Source organism: Shewanella marisflavi (assembly GCF_023283925.1).
GTDB lineage: Bacteria > Pseudomonadota > Gammaproteobacteria > Enterobacterales > Shewanellaceae > Shewanella > Shewanella marisflavi.
Genome location: NZ_JAKIKX010000010.1, coordinates 79,237 through 100,403, shown reverse-complemented (window position 1 = coordinate 100,403; position 21,167 = coordinate 79,237). Strand labels below are relative to the sequence as shown.

General features: G+C 51.0%; 21 protein-coding genes and 1 other RNA gene. 12 read left to right on the top strand and 10 right to left on the bottom strand.

Going from position 1 to position 21,167, the window contains the following annotated elements; translation table 11 throughout:
- The first annotated feature begins 117 nt into the window (after positions 1-117).
- Genes aroK through L2712_RS16875 form a run of 4 tightly spaced genes read left to right on the top strand, consistent with a single transcriptional unit; the run spans position 118 to position 4,067 of the window.
- Complete coding sequence (gene aroK / locus L2712_RS16890; protein ID WP_033540421.1) at positions 118-633, top strand: shikimate kinase AroK; 516 nt, start codon at positions 118-120, stop codon at positions 631-633.
- A 15-nt stretch (positions 634-648) separates the two neighbouring features.
- Complete coding sequence (gene aroB / locus L2712_RS16885; RefSeq protein ID WP_248978464.1) at positions 649-1,725, top strand: 3-dehydroquinate synthase; 1,077 nt, start codon at positions 649-651, stop codon at positions 1,723-1,725.
- A gap of 16 nt (positions 1,726-1,741) precedes the next feature.
- A complete protein-coding gene (locus L2712_RS16880; RefSeq protein ID WP_248978463.1) occupies positions 1,742-3,175 on the top strand; it encodes an AAA family ATPase in 1,434 nt (477 codons plus the stop codon).
- Between the two features lie 52 nt (positions 3,176-3,227).
- Positions 3,228-4,067: a Dam family site-specific DNA-(adenine-N6)-methyltransferase gene (locus tag L2712_RS16875; protein ID WP_033540418.1), complete on the top strand. Its 840-nt coding sequence runs from the start codon at positions 3,228-3,230 to the stop codon at positions 4,065-4,067.
- An 81-nt stretch (positions 4,068-4,148) separates the two neighbouring features.
- On the opposite strand, the gene L2712_RS16870 is transcribed toward L2712_RS16875, so the two are convergent.
- The gene (locus tag L2712_RS16870) at positions 4,149-4,322 is read right to left on the bottom strand and encodes a DUF2970 domain-containing protein (protein ID WP_033540417.1); all 174 of its coding nucleotides are present in this window, start codon (positions 4,320-4,322) and stop codon (positions 4,149-4,151) included.
- An 8-nt stretch (positions 4,323-4,330) separates the two neighbouring features.
- A complete protein-coding gene (locus tag L2712_RS16865; RefSeq protein WP_088903557.1) occupies positions 4,331-4,675 on the bottom strand; it encodes a hypothetical protein in 345 nt (114 codons plus the stop codon).
- A gap of 211 nt (positions 4,676-4,886) precedes the next feature.
- Between L2712_RS16865 and rpe the strand changes: the two genes are divergently transcribed.
- The 3 genes from rpe to trpS are packed head-to-tail and all read left to right on the top strand — an operon-like array spanning position 4,887 to position 7,264.
- Positions 4,887-5,561, top strand: coding sequence for a ribulose-phosphate 3-epimerase (gene rpe, locus L2712_RS16860; RefSeq protein ID WP_248978462.1), 675 nt, complete (start codon positions 4,887-4,889; stop codon positions 5,559-5,561).
- Positions 5,562-5,563: 2 nt separating this feature from the next.
- A complete protein-coding gene (locus L2712_RS16855; protein WP_248978461.1) occupies positions 5,564-6,259 on the top strand; it encodes a phosphoglycolate phosphatase in 696 nt (231 codons plus the stop codon).
- Between the two features lie 6 nt (positions 6,260-6,265).
- On the top strand, positions 6,266-7,264 hold the full coding sequence (trpS, locus tag L2712_RS16850) for a tryptophan--tRNA ligase (protein ID WP_248978460.1): 999 nt from the start codon (positions 6,266-6,268) through the stop codon (positions 7,262-7,264).
- 68 nt (positions 7,265-7,332) lie between these two features.
- On the opposite strand, the gene L2712_RS16845 is transcribed toward trpS, so the two are convergent.
- Positions 7,333-8,211, bottom strand: a complete 879-nt coding sequence (locus tag L2712_RS16845) for a LysR substrate-binding domain-containing protein (RefSeq protein ID WP_248978459.1) — start codon at positions 8,209-8,211, stop codon at positions 7,333-7,335.
- 125 nt (positions 8,212-8,336) lie between these two features.
- Here L2712_RS16845 and L2712_RS16840 point away from each other — a divergent pair, with 125 nt between their 5' ends.
- Positions 8,337-9,218, top strand: a complete 882-nt coding sequence (locus L2712_RS16840) for a DMT family transporter (protein WP_248978458.1) — start codon at positions 8,337-8,339, stop codon at positions 9,216-9,218.
- 4 nt (positions 9,219-9,222) lie between these two features.
- On the opposite strand, the gene L2712_RS16835 is transcribed toward L2712_RS16840, so the two are convergent.
- The 4 genes from L2712_RS16835 to L2712_RS16820 all read right to left on the bottom strand — a co-directional run bounded on the left by L2712_RS16835 (position 9,223) and on the right by L2712_RS16820 (position 12,655).
- Complete coding sequence (locus L2712_RS16835) at positions 9,223-9,792, bottom strand: BON domain-containing protein (protein ID WP_033540411.1); 570 nt, start codon at positions 9,790-9,792, stop codon at positions 9,223-9,225.
- Entirely contained in the window at positions 9,789-10,382 is a 594-nt protein-coding gene (locus tag L2712_RS16830; protein ID WP_033540410.1) for a phosphoheptose isomerase, read from the bottom strand. The genes L2712_RS16835 and L2712_RS16830 overlap by 4 nt, the downstream gene beginning before the upstream one ends.
- A 66-nt stretch (positions 10,383-10,448) precedes the next feature.
- On the bottom strand, positions 10,449-10,793 hold the full coding sequence (locus tag L2712_RS16825; RefSeq protein ID WP_088903561.1) for a YraN family protein: 345 nt from the start codon (positions 10,791-10,793) through the stop codon (positions 10,449-10,451).
- Positions 10,790-12,655: a penicillin-binding protein activator gene (locus L2712_RS16820; RefSeq protein ID WP_248978457.1), complete on the bottom strand. Its 1,866-nt coding sequence runs from the start codon at positions 12,653-12,655 to the stop codon at positions 10,790-10,792. The genes L2712_RS16825 and L2712_RS16820 overlap by 4 nt, the downstream gene beginning before the upstream one ends.
- A gap of 88 nt (positions 12,656-12,743) precedes the next feature.
- On the opposite strand from L2712_RS16820, the gene rsmI reads away from it, so the two are divergent.
- Together rsmI and rnpB are read left to right on the top strand one after the other, a co-directional pair.
- Complete coding sequence (gene rsmI / locus L2712_RS16815) at positions 12,744-13,586, top strand: 16S rRNA (cytidine(1402)-2'-O)-methyltransferase (protein ID WP_088903563.1); 843 nt, start codon at positions 12,744-12,746, stop codon at positions 13,584-13,586.
- 79 nt (positions 13,587-13,665) lie between these two features.
- An RNA gene (rnpB, locus tag L2712_RS16810) (RNase P RNA component class A) lies at positions 13,666-14,011 on the top strand.
- 69 nt (positions 14,012-14,080) lie between these two features.
- On the opposite strand, the gene L2712_RS16805 is transcribed toward rnpB, so the two are convergent.
- The 3 genes from L2712_RS16805 to L2712_RS16795 all read right to left on the bottom strand — a co-directional run bounded on the left by L2712_RS16805 (position 14,081) and on the right by L2712_RS16795 (position 18,027).
- Positions 14,081-14,869, bottom strand: a complete 789-nt coding sequence (locus L2712_RS16805) for a substrate-binding periplasmic protein (RefSeq protein WP_248978456.1) — start codon at positions 14,867-14,869, stop codon at positions 14,081-14,083.
- A gap of 92 nt (positions 14,870-14,961) precedes the next feature.
- Entirely contained in the window at positions 14,962-16,623 is a 1,662-nt protein-coding gene (locus L2712_RS16800) for a ShlB/FhaC/HecB family hemolysin secretion/activation protein (protein ID WP_428848627.1), read from the bottom strand.
- Positions 16,624-16,806: 183 nt separating this feature from the next.
- On the bottom strand, positions 16,807-18,027 hold the full coding sequence (locus L2712_RS16795; RefSeq protein ID WP_248978455.1) for a threonine/serine exporter family protein: 1,221 nt from the start codon (positions 18,025-18,027) through the stop codon (positions 16,807-16,809).
- A 260-nt stretch (positions 18,028-18,287) separates the two neighbouring features.
- Here L2712_RS16795 and L2712_RS16790 point away from each other — a divergent pair, with 260 nt between their 5' ends.
- Both L2712_RS16790 and L2712_RS16785 read left to right on the top strand, forming a co-directional pair.
- Positions 18,288-18,683 carry an MAPEG family protein gene (locus tag L2712_RS16790; RefSeq protein WP_248978454.1) on the top strand — a complete coding sequence of 132 codons (396 nt, stop codon included), beginning with the start codon at positions 18,288-18,290 and terminating at the stop codon, positions 18,681-18,683.
- Positions 18,684-18,824: 141 nt separating this feature from the next.
- A complete protein-coding gene (locus tag L2712_RS16785) occupies positions 18,825-21,119 on the top strand; it encodes a YgiQ family radical SAM protein (RefSeq protein WP_248978453.1) in 2,295 nt (764 codons plus the stop codon).
- Positions 21,120-21,167: the final 48 nt, after the last annotated feature.

Genomic DNA, 21,167 nt, shown 5'->3' with positions numbered 1-21,167 from the left:
GTGAGTTAGCTGAGATAATCCGTGGTCAAGTCTCATTAGAGCAAGGTAACATTTAAGGTCGGCCTGATTTTTTGGCTGGCATAGGCAAACTTCCATATAAGATTCAGACGTAAAACAATGGCTGAAAAACGTAATATTTTCCTAGTAGGTCCTATGGGGGCTGGTAAAAGCACTATAGGCCGTCATCTGGCGCAGATGCTTCATTTAGAGTTCCACGATTCAGATCAAGAGATTGAAAACCGTACTGGTGCTGATATCGCGTGGGTATTTGATGTTGAGGGCGAAGAAGGTTTTCGTCGTCGCGAAACACAAGTTGTCGCCGACTTAACTGAAAAACAAGGTATTGTTTTAGCAACTGGCGGTGGTTCAATTCAGAGTAAAGATATTCGAAATAACTTATCTGCTCGTGGCATCGTGGTCTATCTGGAAACCACTATCGACAAGCAAGTTGCGCGTACACAGCGTGATAAGCGTCGTCCACTACTTCAGGTTGATGATCCTAGGGAAGTGCTAGAGAAGCTTGCCGAGATCCGTAATCCTCTTTACGAAGAGATTGCCGATGTGATCGTTAAAACTGACGAGCAAAGCGCAAAAGTTGTAGCAAATCAGATTATTGAACAATTAGGCTTCTAAACATTAGGCGGTAGAATGGAACGGATTCAGGTTGAACTTGGTGTACGCAGTTACCCTATCTTAATTGGCCAGAATCTCCTCGAAAATAGCGAACATTTTGCTAGCTATCTTCAAGGCAAAAAAATTCTTATCGTAACTAATGACACAATAGCGCCTCTATACCTAAACAAGGTACAGGCGCTATTAGCTTCCTTCCAATGTGCTGATCCTGTCATCCTGCCCGATGGCGAACAATACAAGACACTGTCGCAGATGGATGCGATTTTTACCTCACTGCTAGCGCAGAACATGGGGCGTGACTCTGTATTGATAGCTTTAGGTGGTGGCGTAATTGGTGATATGACTGGTTTCGCGGCCGCCTGTTATCAGCGGGGGGTCGATTTTATCCAGATCCCTACTACCTTGTTGTCACAGGTGGACTCTTCAGTCGGTGGCAAGACGGCCGTCAATCATCCTATGGGCAAGAACATGATAGGCGCCTTTTATCAGCCCAAGATGGTTGCTATAGATACCGCCTGTCTCCATACCCTACCCGCTAGAGAATTTGCCGCCGGTATGGCCGAGGTGATTAAGTACGGCATTATCTGGGACGGTGAGTTTTTTACTTGGTTAGAACAGAATGTGCAGGCGCTAAAAGCACTAAACGAGCAGGCTCTGACCTACGCGATTGCTCAATGCTGTCAAATCAAAGCCGATGTCGTCGCTCAGGATGAAACTGAGCTGGGGGTGCGCGCCTTGTTGAATCTGGGGCACACCTTTGGCCACGCTATCGAAGCTGAGATGGGATACGGTGTCTGGTTACATGGAGAAGCCGTAGCCGCTGGCACAGTACTTGCTGCACAAACTGCATCTAAGATGGGGTTGGTGGATGAGTCAATTGTTTGTCGAATTACGCAGATATTCGAGGCATTTGATCTTCCTACTCAAGCTCCAGAGACGATGAACTTTGATCAGTTCATGAAGCATATGCGGCGTGACAAAAAAGTACTGCAGGGCAAACTCAGACTCGTACTGCCAAAGGCGATAGGCCAGGCAGAAGTGTATAGCGATGTTTCCGAGTCCCTTCTACAAGAGGTCATTAGCCGCGCCTAGTTTGTGTGGTGATTAAGTGACTTTTCAAACAGCTATCCTTTTACCTAGTCAGGAATCCTTGCTGCATCGATTGCAGCATGTGGTTTTGTATGGGCAACAGCTGACGGTGTTAACCGGTGATGCTGGCTCGGGCAAGACGACGCTGACAACTGCACTGGTGGATGCGCTGGACGAAGTGAGTTCGGCGTTAGTGGTCTGTCCGCAACATGTGGATAGCGCCGAAATCCGCCGTAAGATCTTAGTGCAGTTACTCACAGAGCCTCTGTTTGACGATGAGGTGCCGCTTCCTGAAACCTTATTACGTCTGGTTGACGCCTTACCATCGCACAGTCATATCGTGCTCGACGATGCCCATTACCTTCCGCTGGAGCTATGGGCCGAGTGCATAGTGCTGAGCCAATTAACCTTACCCGGCAAACAGCTTTCATTAACGCTCACCACCCCGGTGGAATATTTTAATCAGATCTTGGCGCAGCTACCTGACTCGCAGCGACCTTTGCTACTCCCTATGGCTATAGCACCGCTGACTGAGGCTGAGCGCGAAGGCCTCTATTACAGCTTGTTGCATCGTAGTGAAGAAACGCCTTTCACCCCTAGAGAGATAGTGAAAGAGCAATTATTGAAGCAACAAGGTATGCCAGCAGAGGTCGTTAGCCTGCTTTACTTGGCATTACATGGCGATCCCCATGAAACTTCTCAGCGCTCCTGGCAACGAAATGTCTTTATCTGTGTTTGTTTCACACTGTTGTTGCTGGGGAGTTATTGGATGTTCGCCGAATCTGATGAGGCCAGCATTATCCCCTCGCAACAGACTGTATCGGCGGTGCGCGCCAGCGAGTTTAACCAGGCTTATGGCAAGCATCTACTGAGTGGTTATTTCGCCGCTAAGAGTCGGGTTGCATCGGTTGAAGCGACTGAGCCGATAGAAACTGATACCGCTTTGCAGCAGGAGTCCAAGACGGTAAGCGAGATCCCTGAGCGGCCCTCGGAGGAGGTTATCGCTGCTGAAGAGTTAGTGGATCAAGTGGTGGAGCCAGCTACGGAGCAAGCCGTGGCGTTTAACGAACAGAGTGAGAGCCGGGTCAATGAGCGTGTCGAAACATTTGCCGTTACGCCGCCGGCTGAGCCCCAAGAAGCGTTAAAGTCAGCCCTGTCATCGCCAGAGGCCGAGCATCCTCAGGGGTTTACCTTGCAGTTAGCCACGGTGAAAAATATTGCCTCTCTTAAACAGACTATCGCTAAGTTGCCCGATGCCAATCAGGTGCAGATTGCGCGCTATAAGGCATATTGGGTTTTGCTCTATGGACAATATGCGGATAGGGAGCAGGGAACGCAGGCGGCGCAGAACCTTTCCCAGCAAGCGCAATTGCCTTCACCTTGGGTGAGAGCCTGGGCAGATTTATCTGGTTATCAGTTGCAACAAGGGTCTGCGAGCAGTGAAATTCATTAATAAACAGAGTACAATCGGCAACTTGTTTTCATTGTGCATTCAATCGATTTAGATGATTAAAAAACAGAGAGCCTTCTTAAAATGGGCTGGCGGAAAATTTAAACTGGTTGATGCGCTCACCCAGCACCTTCCTGAAGGCGACAGATTGGTTGAACCCTTTGTTGGCGCCGGTTCGGTATTTCTCAATACGCAGTATAAGCGTTATCTGTTGTGCGACATTAATCAGGATTTGATCAACCTCTATCAGATAGTGCAGACCACGCCTGAGAAATATATCCGAGCGGCGAAGGCGATGTTTATCGACGCTAAAAACGATAAAGAAGCCTATTACCTGGTGCGCAGTGAATTCAATCAGACTAGCGATCCCTTCCTACGCTCAGTTTACTTTCTCTATATGAATCGTCATGGATTCAATGGCCTATGTCGCTACAACTCCAAGGGCGGCTTCAATGTGCCTTTTGGATCTTACAAGAAGCCCTATTTTCCTGAAGAGGAGATTAAGGCGTTTGCCGAGAAAGCCCAGGCCGCTGAATTTAGATGTATCGGCTATGAGCAGGCCTTTGATATGACAGAGGCGGGCGATGTGGTCTATTGCGATCCGCCATATGCGCCACTGTCTACCACTGCCAGTTTTACCACCTATGTAGGGGCTGGCTTTAGTCTGGATGATCAAGCGCTGCTGGCACGTAAGGCGCGTCACACGGCGATCGACAGAGGGATCCCTGTGCTCATCAGCAATCATGATATTCCCTTGACCCGCGAGCTTTATCACGGGGCACGTTTCGATAAAATTCAGGTGCAGCGCAACATCAGCCAGAATGGCAATGGCCGTAAGAAGGTTGATGAGTTGATGGCCCTGTACGATGACAGATACCACAGCGAAAACGACTAAGCCTTTAGCTAAGCGGTTAACTAAGCCTTTAGCTAAGTGATTATTTAAGTCTTTAGCGACCCAGTTAACTGAGTTTTTGTACTAGGCCAGTACCAGTTTTACGACAAAAATCAGTGAAGCGACCAAGGCGATAGCCAAGAGTATTCCCATGATAATAAAGGGAACCGGTGAGCGAGACTGAAAGTCGCGGGCGCGATTTTGCTCGGTTTGCACACCAAAAAAGGCGGCTAGGGTGCTCAGAAAGAGTTGCAGCAAAAGCCTGCCTAGAGGTGTTGATTGCTGGTGGGAGTGACATCATCCATAGGGCTATCTTGGTGCCCATGGAGAAGTTCTAGCAGATCGACAAAGTGAAGCTGACTAGAGCGGCTCTTACCTGTTAGCCAATTTCCCCAACTGACATTTTCAGCCTGCTGGGCACAGCGGTTGTTAGGATGGCTTGCGGGAAGAGAGGTGTTATAGCTGGCGCTTCCATCACATACACAGGCGGTTGCAGACGAGTTATTTGTGAGACTTTGCACTCCAATTGCAGTAAAGCCGACTACGGCGGCAGTCACCGTAAACACGGTTGCCGATTTCATCTTGGCTGAAGGTTTGGCCTTATCTCTCATCTCTACATCCTGTGAACATGAAAACCCCTAATCAGCGCATTATAGCAAAGGCGTTTATATTTTGAACATAATTTTTAGGTGCCCATTCAGCAAGGCAGTGAAAATTACCCAATTCTGAGCCAGAACACGTTTAATCCAGTATCGGCTATAGAGGCAGGGTCAGGCTATAAGGTAGAATAGCGTAATTCTTATTCAGCTTAGCGAGTTTATCATGCGCCCATTTCTTATTGCTCCATCTATCTTATCTGCAGATTTCGCCCGTCTTGGGGAAGATGTTGAAGCCGTGCTTAACGCCGGTGCCGATGTGGTTCACTTCGATGTGATGGATAATCATTATGTGCCTAACCTGACCATAGGTCCTATGGTGTGTAAGGCGCTGCGAGACTATGGCGTTACCGCCGAGATCGACGTGCATTTGATGGTGAAGCCTGTTGATCGCATCATTCCTGATTTTGTTGAAGCCGGTGCGTCGATTATTACCTTTCACCCAGAAGCGTCAGAGCATATCGACCGTACCCTACAGCTAATCAAAGAAGCAGGTTGTAAGGCGGGCTTGGTGTTTAATCCTGCAACGCCACTGCACTATCTGGATCATGTGATGGATAAGCTGGACGTGATTCTGTTGATGTCAGTTAACCCAGGATTTGGTGGCCAATCCTTTATTCCATCGACCCTGGATAAGTTACGTCAGGTGCGCGAGCGTATCGATGCCAGTGGTTTCGATATCCGCCTAGAAGTCGACGGTGGTGTTAAGGTTGATAACATTGCCGAAATCGCGGCGGCGGGTGCCGACATGTTCGTAGCCGGATCAGCGATTTTCAATAAGCCGGATTATAAAGCGGTGATCGATGAGATGCGCAGTGAACTGGCTAAGGTTGATGCCTAAGTATGAAAGCGCAATCTATTAAGGCAATCGCCTTCGATCTTGATGGCACGCTAATCGACAGCGTCCCCGATCTGGCGGCCGCCACTCAAGACATGTTGGCCGAATTAAACTTGCCCCTGTGCAATGAACAACAGGTGCGCAGTTGGGTCGGTAACGGCGCAGCCAAGTTGGTTGAACGTGCACTGACCTTCGCCCGCGGCGAGTCAGTGACTCAGGCAGATATCGACGATGCAATGCCATTGTTTAGCAAGCATTACGAAGCCAACTTACAACAGCACAGTCGTCTCTATGATGGCGTGAAGCTGGTTTTAGAGCAGTTGGCTGAGCAGGGATACCAACTGGCGGTTGTGACCAACAAACCGTATCGTTTCACCGTACCTCTGTTAGCGGCATTTGGTATAGACCACCTGTTTCATGAGGTATTGGGCGGCGACTCGTTAGCCAAGATGAAGCCAGATCCACTCCCCCTTAATCATCTTAAGCAGCAATGGCAGCTCAACGATGAGCAGCTTTTAATGGTGGGCGACTCTAGAAACGATATTTTAGCGGCGAAAGCGGCGGGTATTTCCTCGATCGGCTTGACCTATGGGTACAACTACGGTGAAGATATTGGGCTCAGCGGCCCAACCGCCGTATGTGACACATTTAAAGAAGTATTGGCGCAGATAACAGACAGCCAAATTGTATTGGAGCAATAAAACATTATGACTAAACCTATTGTGCTTAGCGGTGCCCAACCGTCAGGTGAATTGACCATTGGTAATTACATGGGTGCACTACGTCAGTGGGTTGCGATGCAAGATAGTCATGATTGCCTATATTGTGTGGTCGATCTGCATGCCATTACTGTACGTCAAGATCCACAGAAACTACGTGATGCCTGTTTGGATACCCTGGCCCTATACCTGGCCTGTGGTGTCGATCCTAAGAAGAGCACTGTGTTTATCCAGTCTCAGGTGCCTCAGCACACTCAGCTGGGCTGGGCGCTGAACTGCTATACCCAGATGGGTGAGCTAAGCCGCATGACCCAGTTTAAGGATAAGTCTCAAAAACATGCTAACAATATCAACGTCGGCTTGTTTGGCTATCCGGTATTGATGGCGGCGGATATCCTGCTGTACCAGGCTAATGAGATCCCTGTGGGTCAAGATCAGAAGCAACACCTTGAACTGACGCGTGATATTGCGACTCGCTTCAATAATGCATATGGCGAAACCTTTACCATTCCTGAGCCATTTATTCCTGAGCTGGGTGCCAAGGTAATGTCGCTGCAGGATCCGTTGAAGAAGATGTCTAAGTCAGACGACAACCGTAACAATGTGATTGGCCTGCTGGAAGATCCAAAGGCGGTGATGAAGAAGCTGAAGAAGGCGATGACAGATAGCGACGAGCCGCCTGTGGTGCGTTTTGATGTCGAGAACAAGCCAGGGGTTTCTAACCTGCTGAGCCTGATGTCGGGCGTCACTGGCCAGAGCATTGCAAGCTTGGAGGCTGAGTTCGAAGGTAAGATGTACGGTCATCTAAAGGTCGCTGCCGGTGACGCTGTAGTGGGTATGCTTGAGCCGCTGCAAGAGCGTTTCAAGGAATACAGAGCCGATCAGAGCTTCCTTAATCAGGTGATGCATGAAGGCGCAGAAAAGGCTCAGGCCCGCGCCGAAGTCACCCTGAAGAAGGTCTACGAAAAGATAGGTCTCCTGCTCTAATCTAACAGATCGAAAAGCCGGCATTAGCCGGCTTTTTTTATGCTTACCTGATATCCGTGGTGAAGTATTTACTCGTGCTGCTGGGTTAGCCAGTTCACAAAGGCTGCGATGGCGGGTTCCTGTAGACGCCGCTGTTTACAGAGAAAATTGAACTCAAAGCCGGTATCTATGCTGGCAAAGGGCAGGGCTACCAGGCGCTGTTTAGCGATATCATCCAGTACCATGAAGTCAGATGCCAGTGCCACCCCTTGACCAGCGATAGCCGCCTCAATTGCCATTAGCACATGACTAAAGAGTTGTTGTTGGCTCTCATCAGGATCTGCGAGTTGGTTATGTTCAAACCAACGCTGCCAATCCAAGCCAAGTGGCCCCTCGTCGACAGTCAGCAACTGCTGTTTCATTAACCAGTCGAGATCCAGCTTGTCACCGCTGCCGATCAATTCAGGACTGCAGACAGGGATCAAGCGCTCGGCGTGCAGTAGTTGCTGCCAGTAGCCCTTCTGATCTTGCTGGCCCGTGATAAACATATCGGCACTGCTGTGGGACAAGACAGGGTCTTCGGTGATCATATCCAGGCGCACCTGAATGCCCGGATATAGGCGGCGAAACTCACTGAGTCTGGGGATCAACCACTTCACCGCAAAAGAGCTGTAGACCGCCAGCCGCAGCGCCTCGGGTTTCTCACCCAGCAGGGTTTGATTCAGCTCTGCCAATTCGTTAAAAATTCGCGCGGTTTCCTGGTAGAGCTGCTCACCCTTGTCGGTGAGTCGTAAACTACGCCCCTCGCGTTTAAACAGAGACAATGAAAAGTGTTCTTCCAACAGACGAACTTGATGAGACACCGCGCTCTGGGTAATACACAGCTCCTGCGCGGCACGGGAAAAGTGCTGTAGGCGCGCCGCGGCCTCGAACACCTGCAGCGCTCTCAGTGGTGGGATCTTTCTCATTTCAGGTCTCTATTGGTTCTCTCTAAGTATGAATTTAATTCATCTAAGATAAGAAATCATCATTTCAGCTACAGTATTTTGCTCGTTATCATGCTGCCAGATAAGTCTTGATGATGGAGCCTGCAATGCAGCGCAATTTGATGTTGGGCCTAGGGCTCTTGTTGCTAGGTAATGTATTCACTGCTCTTTATGATGTGTCGATCAAGTGGCTGCCAGCCCAGAGTGATGCGGCGATGTTTCTCTTGCTGCGTCAAGTGACGGCAATCTTGATGATGCTGCCGCTATGGTTTTATGCCGGGCGGCCGAGAACGGCTTTTTTGAAACTGCATATGATCCGGGCCAATAGCGGCGCCGTTGGTGGACTGCTGTTGATCCTCGGGCTGCTCTCTTTGCCGCTGGCGACCGTTAGCTCGCTGTTTTATTCGGCGCCCTTAATGATCATCGTCATGGGCATGTTGTTCCTGAAAGAGCGGCTCAGTGGTCATCAGATCTTGGCCACTGTGTTGGGCTTCATCGGTATTCTGGTTATCTTGCGCCCGAGCGAGATGAATCTGGCGGCGCTGGCCGTTTTGGTGTCTGCCATTGTCTTTGCCGCTAACCAGTTAATGCTAAGGTGGCTGCCCAGCAGCGAAGCAGCCAGCGTCACAGTGATCTGCTATAACCTCTTGAGTTTGCCTTTGGTGCTCTTGTTTGTTGCTTGGCAGGGATTTGTGGGGTTTAGTTGGCCAGTGTTAGGAATAGCTCTGCTAAGCAACAGTTTTTTATTGGCTTACCAACTCTTTAGCGTATTGGCCTATCGTAAGGCTCAGGCGGGTGAGATCGCGGTTGCCGAATACAGTGGTCTGCTGTTCTGTGTCTTGTTTGGTTGGCTATGGTTTGATGAGTGGCTAGATCCCATGGGCTGGCTAGGTGCCGGCCTGATCGTACTGCCTACCTTAATATTGCCGAGTCTGAGTAGAAGGTGGCGAAAATTCAGAGGGCTTGAAGTGGTGCGTGAGCAGACCTAGCAGGTTAACTGCTAGGTGTATCAAAGACCTTAATCACTTTTCGCACCCCGGCCGTGTTGCGGGCGATATCTACCGCCAGAGCGGCCTGATCTCGGCTAACGACTCCCAAGAGGAAGACCTCGCCGTTTTCGGTGATCACCTTAATGCGAGTAACATCTAACTCTTTGTCGTTGAGCATCCGTGTCTTCACCTTGGTAGTGATCCAAGTGTCGTTGCTTCGAGTGGTGAAGGAGGTTGGATTGCCGATGCGGATCTGATTGTGGATCTTGCCGCCCAGATTCAGTTTTTGAACAGTGTTGACCGCCTTGTCCCGCAGCATGGAGCTGGGGGCCTGGCCTATCATGAGCACATTGCCATTCATCGCGACCCCGGTGATATTAGTTTGATTTTTAATATCTTCGTGGGCCGCCAAGGCACTGGCGATTTTAAAGTCGGCGTTGGTGTCGTCCAGCTGAGTCGAGAAGCTGCGTTCATCATTGACCATCATGGCCCCGCCCACTGCGCCGACCATAATGGCCCCGGCGCAGCCTTGTAACATCAAGAGAACAGCTAGGGTTGGGAGCAGAGCTCTCATGCCTGATCGTCCTGTGGGAATAGAGTACGGTCGATGTTGTCGCATAGGCAGTGGATCACTAAGAGATGCACTTCCTGAATACGCGCTGTAACGTTTGAAGGCACGCGTACCTCGACATCGTTCACGCCCATCAAACCGGCCATGGCGCCACCGTCTTTACCCGTGAGGGCAACTATGGTCATATCACGGCTCAGCGCCGCTTCCATCGCTTTGATAACGTTACCAGAGTTACCACTGGTGGATATCGCCAGCAGAATATCGCCAGGTTGTCCCAGGGCTAAAATCTGCTTAGAGAAGATCTCGTCGTAGCTATAGTCGTTACCAATAGCGGTGATGGTCGAAGTGTCCGTTGTTAGTGCGATAGCCGGCAGTGGCGGGCGCTCTATCTCATAACGGTTAAGCAGCTCGGCCGAAAAGTGTTGTGCATCGCCAGCACTACCACCATTACCACAGGCCAAGATCTTGTTGCCGCCCAGTAGGCATTGCACCATCATCTCGGCTGCTTTTTCGATTGATTCAGGCAGGGCTTCTGCTGCATCGATCTTGGTTTGGATAGAATGGGTAAAGCTATCTTTAATACGTTCTAACATGGAGTTATCCTTCAAAAATAAATCTGTTTAACAAGCCTTTACTTGCGTTGTGGCGGCTATCGATCACTAAAATGCATTGGTGATCCACTGAATGTCATTGCCATCTATGGCCACGAGATCGAAGCGGCACTGGGCATCTATCTGTTTGAGTTGCATATAATGGCTCGCCGCACGGTTAAGCCTGGCTATCTTGCCTCGGCTGACTGCCTGTATTGCTCCGCCAAATTGTTTCGATTGGCGGTATTTTACCTCAATAAAAATCCATTTTTGACCTTCGCGCATTATGAGGTCTATTTCACCAAATGGGTAGCGTACGTTACGTTCGACCAGCGTGAGCCCCTGTTGTTCCAAATAGGCCAGGGCGTTGTCTTCTGCCTGCTGGCCTCTGGTGAGGTGCTCTGCATCCGTCATAGGGGCTTCAAATTGCCTCTTTGGTAACGGCCCCAACTTAGCTGACGGTTGATCGTACCATCGGGCAGGACAGAAAGCAGGCCGCTGCGCCCAGAATATTGGTAACCCGGTAGGGCACGCATCTGCGCCAGCTTACTTACCAGTTGCAGGGCATCGAATCCCATCACATAGAGACGCTTCTGGCTATTGCCCCAGCTTGGCCATAGACGAGCGACCTCGGCAGTTTCGGCGTTAGTCTCGATAAGCCAGGGAATATCACTGATGGTTAGGTTGTTCAGCTCCTGAGCGGCGGCGCGCGATTGGCTCTCTAAACGGCTGCGGCTGGTGGTGTACAGTGGCACTGGCTCGGCAAATACACTGAAGTTCACGTCGATAAAAGGCTTGAGTAGCTGCAAATCCTGGCTGCTGGCGATCATATAGATGGCATCGATATCACGGCGAGATCTAAAGTCGGCCTCTATCTTATTGCCCAGCAGAGCCTTGATACGGGCGATCCGCTCTTTACTGTCGATAACGCCCAGCGACTTCTGCACCGTCACCTTCATCTGATCGCCGCGATCGTAATAGTGAATCTCGGCCTCTTCCTGAGTGAGTGCCTGCCACTTAGTGTTGAAGGCCTCGGCCATACGACGACCAACGCTGTCGTTACTGGCGAGCAGCAGTGGCTTTTCGACACCGTCATTATAGAGTTTCTGCGCGGCATCTAGGGCTTCATCTGTAGGAGATAGTGCAAAGAAGAACTGGTCATCGGTGGCGACAACATCGTCTACATGATTGAGAAACAGCTGTGGCACCTTAACCTGTTGCAGCGTTGGCTGCGCGGCCCCATCGGTCGACTGGCTCGCGGCTGCCTCAGCTTTTAATAGCGTTTCGACCTCAGATTGCAGTAAGGGACCTATGATGAAGTCGGCGCCGGCGGCTATCGCTTGCTGTTGAGCGATTTCTGCGCCCTGGGCTGAGTCGAAAAAGTTGACCGATACTGTATCGTCTGGATTGGTCAGATAGCTGGAGATGATCCCCTGCTTGACCGTATCGGCAATGGCTGCCCTTGGCCCGGTAAGTGGCAGCAGCACAGCAATATTCTTAGGTTTGTATGGCTTGGTATTTAACGCGCGCTCCAGATCCGTCGGTAGCTTCTTGGCACCAGGGTGACTAGGGTTATCCTGTTGCCAGTTACCCAATTGCTGCACTAATAGCTGGGGGTCTATGGCATAATGTTTAGCGATATAGGCCAGCTGCAACCACCCGGTAAACACTGGGTTGCTGTTATCTTGGCTGAAGGCCAGTAGTGTCTGTTCATGCAGGGGCTGCAAAATGCGCCAAATGTCATCGTTGACCTGATTCGCCTCGGCACTCGGCAGATAAGCGCTCAGCAGGCTGAGCTCTTTCGCTTGCTCTATCGGTTGCTTGGTATATTGATAGAGGCGCGCTTTTAGTTGATGGTAAGAGACCATCTGCCAGTTGGCGAGTCGCCACTGGCTCGGGTAATCGAGTTGTGCCAGGGCATCATCATAGGTGGAGGTTAACTCCAGCACTCTGGCGGTTAAGTATTTGTGTTCGGCTAATATCTCGGGCTTGCTACCCAGATTCGGCTTAATGGCGGTCAGGGTTTTGCTTGCATTGCTTGTATCACCCTGATTAATAAAGGCGTGAGCCGCCAGCAGCATCAAACGGTTTTTCTGTTCAGGTGTCGAGGCCTGGCTGGCGTCGCTCAGGTATTGCGCCGGGCTTAGGGTGACATTCACCAAAGAGACTTGGGTGCTGGGTGCTTTTTCGGGCGCTGGTGATGTGGCACAACCGAATAATACAGTGGCCAACACAGCGGCGGAGATAAATTTAGTTGTATTCAGTCTTTTTAACACAGGACTTCACTCTGGTAAGATGCTGGCTGTAGTTTAACCTTCTCTTACGCCTGACGAAAGTCTTGTGACAATCATTACAGAGGTAGATATGGACCTGTCGGTCGCACTTTACATAGTTCCTACTCCAATTGGTAATCTTGGAGACATCAGCAGCCGCGCCTTAGAGGTTTTAAAACAGGTTTCCCTTATCGCCTGCGAGGACACACGTCATAGCGGTAAGTTATTGAGCCATTTCGGGATCGAGACTCGTAAAACGGCGCTGCATGATCATAACGAGCGCGATAGGGCTCAGGGGATCATTCAAAAGCTGGCTAATGGCGAATCGGTCGCCTTGATCTCAGATGCGGGTACGCCGCTGATCTCCGACCCAGGTTATCATCTGGTGTCTCAGGTACGAGAGGCCGGCTTTAACGTCGTTCCCTTGCCGGGTCCCTGCGCGGCTATCACTGCGCTGAGCGCCTCGGGTCTGCCCTCAGACCGTTTCTCTTTTGAAGGCTTTCTGCCCGCTAAAGAGAAGGGACGCATCGATAAATTGACCGAGCTAAAAGAAGATCCCCGCACGTTGATTTTCTACGAGTCGCCGCATCGCATCGTCCACAGCTTGACCTCTATCGTCGCGACGCTGGGTGAAGATCGTCAGGTGGTGATGGCCCGAGAAGTCACCAAGACTTTCGAGACCTTCCTCTCTGGCCCCGCAGCCGAAGTGCTGGCGACAGTGATTGCCGATGCTAATCAGCAAAAAGGCGAAATTGTACTCATGTGTCATGGCTACCGAACCGATGAGGATGCTGGCGTGCCCGCCCAAGCTCTTGAGACACTTAAGCTCTTGAGTCAGGAGCTGCCGCTTAAGAAGGCATCGGCACTTGCGGCGCAGATCCATGGATTAAAGAAGAATGCTCTGTATAAGTTGGGTCTTGAGCTGGATCTCTAATCCTTAGCTATCTTGGTCGCCGCTTGGCTTGCGGCAATATAAGGTGGTGCGCCGCGCGGCATTAGGCTATAATCCGCGCCGAGTTGGCCAGACAGTTGCTGCGTTCGCAAGAACGGGGAGGAAAGTCCGGGCTTCAAAGAGCAGGGTACCAGGTAACGCCTGGGCGGTGTGAACCGACGACAAGTGCAGCAGAGAGAAGACCGCCAATCTTAGGATTGGTAAGGGTGAAAGGGTGCGGTAAGAGCGCACCGTGCGGCTGGTAACAGTCCGTAGCAAGGTAAACTCTACCCGAAGCAAGACCAAATAGGGTTCCGTATGGCGTGGCTCGCGTTGGAACCGGGTAGGTCGCTTGAGCCTGTGAGCGATTGCAGGCCTAGATGAATAACTGTCCACGACAGGACCCGGCTTATCGGCCAACTCAATTATTTACGAAAGCCCGCTAGCCTTTTTGGCTGGCGGGCTTTTCTGTTTATGGCCTATCGTGTCGTCATGTCTCAATAGGGTATGCTCTTGGCGGCTAAGTCCTCTTCTGGCAGCCGTATCGGTTGCATCTCATATTTCTGGTAGATCTTATCTAAGCGACCCTGCTGCAAGAGTTTAACAAACAGATGATTAAACTGGCGTACCGTTTCGCTGTTGGTGACGGCCTTGTTGAAGGCGACGCAGTATAATATTTCCCTGTCGGCGCTGAGATAATGCAATTCGCTTAAGCCTATCTGCCTGGCGTAGAAACGGCCCACATCCTTGTTGACATAGTAGGCGTCAAATCGACGTTTTTGCAGCATGCGCATCGGCAGGTCGTCTCCTTGGGGATAGATGTCGGTGAGTAGGGGCGGCAGCGACAGGCGTTTGATCTTGTCTTGTTGCAGCATGAGTGAGCTATAAGTGTTGGAGGGACCATAGACGCCGATTATCTTGCCAGCCAGCTGACTCAGTTGGGTGAGCGGGAAGTCCTTTAATGTGTAGAAGCCATATTCAGTTTGCACCAGAGGCAGGGAGAACCACATGGTCTCGGCACGCTCCCGATTCCAGCCGAGGAAGATCCCTTTAGCCTCGCCGCTGGCAAACAGGTGAATCGCCCGGCGATAGGGGCGAATTGCGATATCACATTGCCCCGGCCATTGCTGACAGACCGCCTGGGTAAGCTCGACTAATATTCCTTGTGCCTGACCTTGATTGTCTTGATAGCTAAAGGGGGCAAAGTCATGGTAGACGATATTTAGATTGCTGCTGTTACTCCATGAGTGAAAAGGTAGCTGCAACAGCATGATCACAAATAGCATTTTTATTTCCGGCGGGATCATGGTGAGAGGTCTACCTTTGTTGTCACGCTAGTTATCAGTTTAGTCTCATGGCCGAGATATGCTCGTTAGGCTTAGAAATGGCTTCTGACCTGTAAACGCCACTCCCATCTGTTGACCTCGGCGCCGCTGGTAAAAGGTAGAGTGAGATCTATGTGGGCGACGCTGCCATAACTGGAACGTGAGGAGTAGATACGGGCGCCGATGCCAACGCTGCCGATAGGACCCGATACTTCATTGTCATGATCCGGGCCGCCACTTGCCTGACCCACATCGGTAAACAGGGCCCAGCCTAGTTCGGCCAGTTGGTAAAGATTGATGTTGGGATAGTTCCTAATCTCTGCGCTCAGTAACCATTGATTATCGCCATATTGGTAGTCGTTGGGATAGCCTCGTACGCCAGTGTTATCCCCTAAGGCGAACGGCGCGTCTAGATAGTTATTGTTAGATGTACTTAACCGCATTTTCGAGTAAGCGGTCCACTTGGGGTTGAACTTGTAAAAATATTCGGCTGTGGCGCTGACCTTAAAATAGTCGGGCTGACTGGTCGCTAACACTCCTTCGCCGTCCATGCGCAGCAGGACTAACTGCTCATCGCTTTTATACCCCCAAGAGGAGTACCAGTTGAAATGATAACCCGGTGACGAATGGCTATCCGTATCTTGAGTCTCTATGCCGAATTTTAGATAGTGTTGCCAGCCTAAGTTTATGTCTTCGTTGTAGTTAATCAGGTAGATATTGTTCAGCACCCTATAGTCATCTTCAATAAATTGATAGGCAACCCAGGGGTATAGGAAGTCTCTGTCTTGTGGCAGCTCACTGTTGGGGTACAAGGGGATATTGTCGAAGCTGTGTTTATCTTGGGTCACTCCCACTATGATGCGTGAGCGCCAATTATCTTTCTTATTTAGTCGCCAGCCATATTGGGCGTTGAGGTATTCGACCTGATGTTCAAATTCATTAATGTCGAAGCCGTTCTGTCTTATGGTATCTGTGCGTAGATCGTTGATAAAGTGCGCCGAATACATATTTTTGCTATCAAGGCGGTAGAAGGGCTTAGTGAAATTTAAAATAGTAGCCTGGCCATCACTGTTGTCATAAAAGTTGGCACTGAAGGTGGAGTGTTTCACCAACCAGTCGCTAGGGACGCGAAAGGCGAGTTGATAGCCGGTGCGATCGATATCGGAAGTGTATTTCAGGCGCGTACGCACCCCTAGACCCAGCAGGTTGTCTTCTTTGATCCCGACGGAAAACTTATTTTCGCCGCCACTGTGGCTGGCACTAAAGGTGGGAAGCAGTGACCAATTGTCCCAGGTCTCAACCAATACGGTTTCACCTTCGCCGATCTCTTCTTGTGTGGCATCTGGGTCGCGCTGGGCGAAACTAATTTTGGCGTCGCGAATGTAGGACTCATAACGCAGAATACGTTGCGCTTCATCCAGATCCTTTTGGGAAACCTTTTCTGTATCATCAAAGCTGAGTTTGTTGAGTATTGTCGATTCTAGGGTATTAATGTGCAGATAATTAGCCCAGCGATGAATAAAGAAGGCATCGGGATCTGATTCATCGAAGATGGCGTTACTCACGACTACGATTTTTTTGATTGGGCGCTTTTGCTCGGATGATGCTGTTTCATCCAGTGTTGGGGCTTGCGTCATTTCCTGATTGTCGGCCGCCATCAGACCGCTGGCCCATAGGCAGCAGAGCAGAGGAAGGAGGCGCGCACCAGTTCGCATTATGATCATCCTTATCTTGGCTTGTTATCTTTAAGAAGGACGCAGAGATTAAATTCTAGACACAATTTAATAACACACCTGTAATGACAAATAGTCAAGGTGCGGGCAAGAATAAGGTGATGATTTTACTTGAGCAATTTCTGATGCAGCCCTATTGGCCGCATCAGAACTCGGGGTGATGTTTTAGAGGGTGCGTCGCGGCGGCACCGCCACGTTGGCAAAGATTAGCCCTGCGATCAATGACATGAAGATCAGAAAGATCTGGCTGCCAATATGGGATTGATTCAACATGGTCTCACCTAAGATCAGGGTATTCAGGCCAATATAAGTCTTACTGCCGGGCACCAAGATCACTATCCCCTGGAGCAAGGCTATCGACGCCGGTGACTTCATCCAACGGGCGTAGAGGTTTGAGTAAATCCCCACTGCCAAGGCGCCGAAGAAGATGCCGATAGATTCGCCAAGATAAATTCCCGCGAGCATGGCCGAGAAGAAGGCGACGATGCCGGCAAAGATCCCCCAAGGGGAATCCTTTAGCCTGGCTTTAAAGATGATCACCAGCGCGGTTGAGAGTATGGGCACGGCCGACCAGATGGCCCAGCGAGGCAGGGGCTCTGGTTCAAAGTAGATCGCCTCACCAAAGATAGCGTTGCCGATCACCATGCCGAATATGGCTCCAAAATAGAGCTTAAACAGCAACATGGAAGCGTCCATGATACGGGCGGTGCCCGAGATCAGATCCCGTGCAGCCAGCTCTGCCAGCCCTAAGGTGAGTGCCAGTCCAGGAATAAAGACGATAATGCCCGAGAGGATCACCACTGGGATATTAATATAAGGATCGAAATAGGCGATGCCGCAGGCTGCTATAGCACATAGGATAGCCGCGAGTGGCTCTAGGGTTTCCGCCATACGCTTTGAGCGTTCGGCGCGGTACACCAGCCCATAGACCATGAAGCCGAGAATCGCCGACCAGAAGACATCGTTCCAGCTGGTGCCCATTAGCATGGCGAAGGCGCCAGCCGAACTGCCAAAGGCCAGCAGGGTCAGCAGCGGGCCATAGGGATTAGGTTTATTGGCGATCTCTTCGAGGCGATCAAGCGCCTCGGTCAGGGTGCGCTTGCCCGAGAGCACCTCTTCCACGAGTTCATCTGTTCGTGCCAGTGAGCCCAGATCCAGTTCGCCCGGTCTGACACGGGCCATATGGTTGTATTCCTGATCCGTATCATGCTGCAACACAAAGGTCATGGAAGTGGGGGAGATCAGAAAGTAGCCCTCGATACCTAAGACTTTAGATATCGATTGCAGATGAGCCTCTAAGCGGTAGGCAGGGGTACCAAACTTGTGCAGTGCTTTACCTAATTTTATGATAAATCTGCGTTTTTCAAGAAACTCTGCGTTGTCCAATTGTACAGTCCATGATGATGAAAACTGGGGGTGATGCTTAAGCGAGCGCATCTTAACCTATCTTGTACCAAAAAGGTTAATGGCTTGGGAAATTTTTTAACGGTACAAATTGTGTCAAGGCCAAGATTCTGCGGTGTTTTTCATCGTTCTCCTCATGGCTTTTTGATTGGTCAGCGGTGAAAGCTTTGTGCTAGGTTAAGTGAGTTTTGCGTGGGAAGTTGCCATGCGGGTTGTATGGTCAAATATTTAAGGATAATCATATGTCGGTAAGCGTTTCGGGATTTTATATTGCTCTCACTGCTATCTTGGCGGTGTTTTTCACCTATCGGGTGGTGCGCCTAAGGCGCGGACTCAAGATAGGCCTGGGCTCAGGTGGCAGTGATGAACTGCGCTTAGCCAACCGAGTACACGCCAACCTTATCGAGAATGCCCCAATGGCGCTCTTGTTACTGCTGGTGGCTGAACTTAACGGTCTGGCAGCCGTCTATCTGCACGGGGCGGGCACAATATGGCTGGTGGCGCGTATCCTACATGCTATCGGCCTGACACAGGGGCGCGGCGGCTATCACTTTGGTCGTTTCTGGGGCGTACTCTTGAGTTGGATAGTGATCCTTGCTCTGGCGTTGGTGAATCTGTTTTATTTTATGTTCGCCTAGAAAATCGCCGTTATTGCTGCTTTTTTGTTCACACTTAAGTAGGTTTCACTGTTATACTCCGCCTCCTTTTTAGTGGTCGTTACGCCGAGCCGCATGGCGACTACACTTACTCTTTGGTTTGAAAGTTAGGCAGTATCATACATGCAGGTTGAATCCACACTCTTTACCTATCCTAAGTATCTGGGCCGCAATGAAAAACCGGCTCCCTTCTTGCCCATGTCTCGTAAGGAGATGGCCAAGCTAGGCTGGGATAGCTGTGACATCATTATCGTCACGGGTGACGCCTATGTAGATCATCCCAGCTTCGGCATGGCGGTGATCGGCCGTATGCTGGAGGCGCAGGGCTTTAGAGTCGGCATCATCTCTCAGCCTGACTGGTCGAGTAAAGAGGATTTCATGAAGTTGGGCAAGCCCAACCTCTACTTCGGCGTGACCGCGGGTAACATGGACTCGATGATCAACCGCTATACCGCCGAGCGCCGTCTGCGTCATGACGATGCTTACACGGCAGGTAATGTGGGCGGTAAGCGCCCTGACCGCGCGGTAACTGTCTATACCCAGCGCTGTAAAGAAGCTTATAAACAGGTGCCTGTGGTGATTGGCGGCATAGAGGCTAGCCTGCGCCGCATCGCCCACTATGACTACTGGTCTGATAAAGTGCGCCGCTCGGTGATCTTAGACGCTAAGGCCGATATTTTGGTTTACGGCAACGCCGAGCGTCCGCTGGTGGAACTGTCTCATCGCCTCGCTGCCGGTGAACCCATAAGCGAGATACACGATGTACGCGGCACCACAGTGATCCGCAAAGAACCCCTCTACGGCTGGAAGGGGATGGACTCGCGCAAGTTAGATCAGCTGCACAAGATAGACCCTATTCCCAACCCTTATGGCGCCGATGATGTAGGTTGTCAAAATCTCTCTGGGCCTAGCGACGTTAAGGTGTTTGATAACGAAGCGCCGAAAGCCATTTCGGTGCAGCCGCCGCGTCCCAAGCCTTGGGAGAAGACCTATGTCTTGCTGCCAAGCTATGAGAAGGTTGCCGCCGACAAGTATCTCTATGCCCATGCTTCGCGCATTTTACATCAGGAGCAGAATCCGGGCTGTGCCCGCGCCCTGTTTCAGCCCCATGCCGAACGTGCCATCTGGGTCAATCCTCCGGCCTGGCCGCTCAATACCGACGAGATGGACGGCGTGTTCGATCTGGCCTACAGGCGTGTACCGCATCCCGTCTATGGCAAGGAGAAGATCCCCGCCTATGACATGATCAAGACTTCGATCAACATCATGCGCGGCTGTTTCGGTGGATGTTCTTTCTGTTCTATTACCGAGCATGAGGGCCGCATCATTCAGAGCCGCTCGCAAGATTCGATCATCAAAGAGATCAAAGATATTCAAGACAAGGTGCCAGGTTTCACCGGGGTGATCTCGGATCTTGGCGGCCCGACGGCCAACATGTACCGACTGGGTTGTACTTCGGTGAAGGCCGAGAGTACCTGTCGCCGACTCTCCTGTGTGTTCCCCTCAATCTGTGGTCACTTAGATACCGACCATCAGGCGACAATCGATCTCTACCGCGCCGCTCGCGACGTGCCGGGCATTAAGAAGGTGCTAATCGCCTCAGGTGTTCGTTACGATTTAGCGACGGAAGATCCCCGTTATGTGAAGGAGTTGGCCAGTCATCATGTGGGTGGTTATTTGAAGATCGCCCCCGAGCATACCGAAGAGGGCCCGCTGAACAAGATGATGAAGCCGGGCATGGGGACCTACGACAAGTTCAAGGAACTGTTTGACAAGTATTCCGCCGAGGCGGGCAAGAAGCAGTATCTGATCCCTTACTTCATCTCGGCTCACCCTGGCACCACGGATGAGGATATGGTCAACCTGGCGCTTTGGCTTAAGGGAGAGAAGTTTAAGTTGGATCAGGTGCAGAACTTCTATCCGTCACCCATGGCGAACGCCACGACGATTTATCACACCGAGCTGAACTCGTTGAAAAACGTTAAGCACACCAGTGAAACGGTCGAAGTACCCAAAGGCGGCCGTCAGCGTAAGCTGCACAAGGCGCTACTGCGTTATCACGACCCCGCAGGTTGGCCAATGATCCGCGAAGCGCTCATCAAGATGGGTAAAGAGCATCTTATCGGCGGTGGGGTGAATTGTTTGGTGCCAGCCGAGACGCGCCAGGAACGTCAGGGCTATCGAGCCAAGACAGCTAAGACACCAGCGGGCAAAAAGGCTGTGACTCGCTTCAGCGCTAACCAGTTCGATGAGCGTAAGGGCAATGGCCAAGGTAAGACCAAGTCTAATGCTAAGCCTCAGGGTAAGTCGACGGGAGCAGCAGCAGGTAAAGGCGGAGCCGGCAAAGCCAGCACTGGTAAGCCAGGCAAGCGTCCTGTGAAGAATGCTTGGGGCACCACGCCCAAACATCAGCGCTAAAGCACCGCTGGTCAAAACGATGAAAAAAGGGGAGTATCTAATGACTCC

What these genes read in the sequence shown, in the direction of transcription:
- aroK (WP_033540421.1), top strand. Translation starts at nt 118, where the DNA reads ATGGCTGAAAAACGTAATATTTTCCTAGTAGGTCCTATGGGGGCTGGT.
- aroB (WP_248978464.1), top strand. Translation starts at nt 649, where the DNA reads ATGGAACGGATTCAGGTTGAACTTGGTGTACGCAGTTACCCTATCTTA.
- L2712_RS16875 (WP_033540418.1), top strand. Translation starts at nt 3,228, where the DNA reads ATGATTAAAAAACAGAGAGCCTTCTTAAAATGGGCTGGCGGAAAATTT.
- L2712_RS16865 (WP_088903557.1), bottom strand. Translation starts at nt 4,675, where the DNA reads ATGAGAGATAAGGCCAAACCTTCAGCCAAGATGAAATCGGCAACCGTG.
- rpe (WP_248978462.1), top strand. Translation starts at nt 4,887, where the DNA reads ATGCGCCCATTTCTTATTGCTCCATCTATCTTATCTGCAGATTTCGCC.
- L2712_RS16855 (WP_248978461.1), top strand. Translation starts at nt 5,564, where the DNA reads ATGAAAGCGCAATCTATTAAGGCAATCGCCTTCGATCTTGATGGCACG.
- trpS (WP_248978460.1), top strand. Translation starts at nt 6,266, where the DNA reads ATGACTAAACCTATTGTGCTTAGCGGTGCCCAACCGTCAGGTGAATTG.
- L2712_RS16845 (WP_248978459.1), bottom strand. Translation starts at nt 8,211, where the DNA reads ATGAGAAAGATCCCACCACTGAGAGCGCTGCAGGTGTTCGAGGCCGCG.
- L2712_RS16840 (WP_248978458.1), top strand. Translation starts at nt 8,337, where the DNA reads ATGCAGCGCAATTTGATGTTGGGCCTAGGGCTCTTGTTGCTAGGTAAT.
- L2712_RS16835 (WP_033540411.1), bottom strand. Translation starts at nt 9,792, where the DNA reads ATGAGAGCTCTGCTCCCAACCCTAGCTGTTCTCTTGATGTTACAAGGC.
- L2712_RS16830 (WP_033540410.1), bottom strand. Translation starts at nt 10,382, where the DNA reads ATGTTAGAACGTATTAAAGATAGCTTTACCCATTCTATCCAAACCAAG.
- L2712_RS16825 (WP_088903561.1), bottom strand. Translation starts at nt 10,793, where the DNA reads ATGACGGATGCAGAGCACCTCACCAGAGGCCAGCAGGCAGAAGACAAC.
- rsmI (WP_088903563.1), top strand. Translation starts at nt 12,744, where the DNA reads ATGGACCTGTCGGTCGCACTTTACATAGTTCCTACTCCAATTGGTAAT.
- L2712_RS16805 (WP_248978456.1), bottom strand. Translation starts at nt 14,869, where the DNA reads ATGCTATTTGTGATCATGCTGTTGCAGCTACCTTTTCACTCATGGAGT.
- L2712_RS16800 (WP_428848627.1), bottom strand. Translation starts at nt 16,623, where the DNA reads ATGCGAACTGGTGCGCGCCTCCTTCCTCTGCTCTGCTGCCTATGGGCC.
- L2712_RS16790 (WP_248978454.1), top strand. Translation starts at nt 18,288, where the DNA reads ATGTCGGTAAGCGTTTCGGGATTTTATATTGCTCTCACTGCTATCTTG.
- L2712_RS16785 (WP_248978453.1), top strand. Translation starts at nt 18,825, where the DNA reads ATGCAGGTTGAATCCACACTCTTTACCTATCCTAAGTATCTGGGCCGC.